The 2535-nt window shown below is 61.1% G+C and carries 3 protein-coding genes; all 3 read left to right on the top strand.

Annotated elements, in window-relative coordinates:
- Positions 1–187: acyl-CoA dehydrogenase family protein (locus WBF74_RS08055; protein WP_424437853.1), on the top strand; the 187-nt coding region annotated here is incomplete at its 5' end.
- A gap of 136 nt (positions 188–323) precedes the next feature.
- Positions 324–1529, top strand: a complete 1206-nt coding sequence (locus WBF74_RS08050) for an acetyl-CoA C-acetyltransferase (protein WP_424437850.1) — start codon at positions 324–326, stop codon at positions 1527–1529.
- Positions 1530–1549: 20 nt separating this feature from the next.
- The coding region (locus tag WBF74_RS08045) for an enoyl-CoA hydratase-related protein (RefSeq protein ID WP_424437847.1) at positions 1550–2535 on the top strand (986 nt) is incomplete at its 3' end.

The raw sequence follows: 2535 nt of genomic DNA, 5'->3' as shown, positions 1-2535 counted from the left end.
GGCCATGGCCAAGTGGTGGACCACACAGAAGGAAAACGAGATCATCGATACCTGCCTGCAGTTCTTCGGCGGCTATGGCTACATGATGGAGTACCCCATCGCGAAGCTCTACACGAATGCCCGCATCCAGAAGATCTATGGCGGCACGAACGAAATCATGAAGATGCTGATTGCGCGCTCGCTCTGAGCAGATTTCACGACAGGGCGCTTCACCTTCGGGTGAAGCGCCACTCGCGGAATGCAATCGCAGACATGAAGGGTGAAGGCCATCTGTGTGGCTTTTGAGAACCCGACACGAACCAGTCCCTCAAGGGAGACATGAAATGACCGATTGTTATGTCTATGACGCCGTGCGTACACCGCGCGGCAAGGGCAAGAAGGACGGCGCGCTGCATGAAGTGACTGCGCTCGAGCTTGCCACGCAAACGCTGAAGGCGATCCGCGACCGCAATAACCTCGACACCTCAAAGGTCGATGACGTTGTGCTCGGCTGCGTTGATCCTGTGGGCGAGCAGGGGGGCGACATCGCCCGCATCGCGGTTCTGAACGCCGATTATGCGCAGACGACCGCAGGTGTGCAGATCAACCGCTTCTGCGCCTCCGGCCTTGAAGCGACCAATATGGCCGCCGCAAAGGTCATGTCCGGCGAAGCCGACATGGCGATTGGTGGCGGTGTTGAAAGCATGTCGCGCGTCGGCATGGGCGCCTCGGGTGGTTCCTGGTCCACCGATCCCGCCATCGCCTTCAAATCCTATTTCACGCCGCAGGGCATTGGCGCCGATCTCATCTGCACCAAATATGGCTTCACCCGCGCAGATGTGGATGCCTATGCCGTGGAGAGCCAGAGGCGCGCGAAGAATGCGTGGGACAATGGCTACTTCAAGAATTCCGTCATTCCGGTGAAGGACATTAACGGCCTCACCATTCTCGACCATGACGAGCATATGCGGCCTGATGCGACCATGCAGTCGCTCGCCGCGCTGCAACCCTCTTTCGCATCGCTCGGCGAATTTGCGTTCGACGGCGTCGCCCTTGCGCGCTACCCGGAAGTGGAAGAGATCACCCATGTCCACCATGCGGGCAATTCGTCCGGCATCGTGGATGGTGCCTCCGCTGTTCTCGTCGGCAATCTCGAAACCGGCAAGGCGATGGGCCTGAAGCCCCGTGCGCGCATCCGCGCCATGGGCTCCATCGGCTCCGAGCCTTGCATCATGCTGACCGGCCCTGCCGACGTGTCGCGCAAGGTGCTGAAGAAGGCGGGCATGAATCCGGAAGACATCGATCTCTACGAGCTGAACGAAGCCTTCGCCTCTGTCGTGCTTCGCATGATGCAGGTGCTCGATATTCCGCATGAGAAGATGAACGTGAATGGCGGTGCCATCGCCATGGGCCATCCCCTCGGCGCGACCGGCGGCATGATCCTCGGCACGGTGCTCGACGAGCTGGAGCGCCGCGACCTCAACACCGCGCTGATCACGCTTTGCGTCGGCGCGGGCATGGGCACGGCCACCATCATCGAACGCGTGTAATCGCGGAGAGGCGAAACAAGATGACCACTTACGAAAACTTCAAATTCGAAGTCGATGGTGATGGCATTGCGCTGATCACCTGGGACATGCCCAACCGTTCGATGAACGTGCTCTCGCAGGGCTCCATGGCGGACATGGCCTCGATCATCGAAAAGATCATGGGCGATGACGCAATCAAGGGCGCGATCCTCACCTCCGGCAAGGATGCGTTCTGCGCCGGTGCCGATCTGTCCATGATGGGCGGTCAGGCCGGTGGCGGTTCGGGCGGCGGTTCCGAAGAAGACCGCGTCCGCGCCATGTATGAGGGCAACCTCAAGTTCAACATGCTGCTGCGCAGCCTTGAGACCTGCGGCAAGCCGGTGGCGGCCGCGATCAACGGTACCGCGCTTGGTGGCGGTCTCGAAGTAACGCTTGCCTGCCACTACCGCGTGGTGAGCAACAAGCCGAAGACGCAGATTGGCCTGCCGGAGGCAAAGGTCGGGCTTCTCCCCGGCGGTGGCGGCACGCAGCGTCTGCCGCGCCTCATCGGTGCTCAGGCCGCGCTCCCGCTTATCCTGCAGGGCACGGCGCTGACACCGGAAAAGGCGGTTCAGGCCGGCATCTGCCACAAGCTTGTCGAGCCGGGCGAGGAAGTATCCGCCGCGAAGGCGTGGCTCAAAGAGGGTCTTGCCCAGCCGAAGATCAAGCTTGGCAAGAAAGGTCCGGAAGTTTACGCCATCGCCGTGCAACCCTGGGACCGTGAAGGCTATCGCATCCCCGGTGGCGGCCCGCACGATCCGAAGGGCGGCCAGACCTTCACCATTGGCAATGCCACGCTGCACAAGCAGACTTTCGGCAACTTCCCGGCGCAGAAATACATCATGTCCTGCGTCTATGAAGGATTGCAGGTGCCAATCGAAGCGGGGCTCCGCATCGAGACGCGCTACTTCACGAAGCTGCTGATGGACCCGCGCTCCAAAGCGATGATCCGCTCGCTCTTCCTCTCCATGCAGGAACTCGCCAAGGG

The sequence above is a fragment of the Parvibaculum sp. genome (assembly GCF_049672805.1).
Lineage (GTDB): Bacteria > Pseudomonadota > Alphaproteobacteria > Parvibaculales > Parvibaculaceae > Parvibaculum.
Note: the sequence above shows the minus strand (reverse complement) of the source record. Positions and strands in the feature narration are given on the sequence as shown.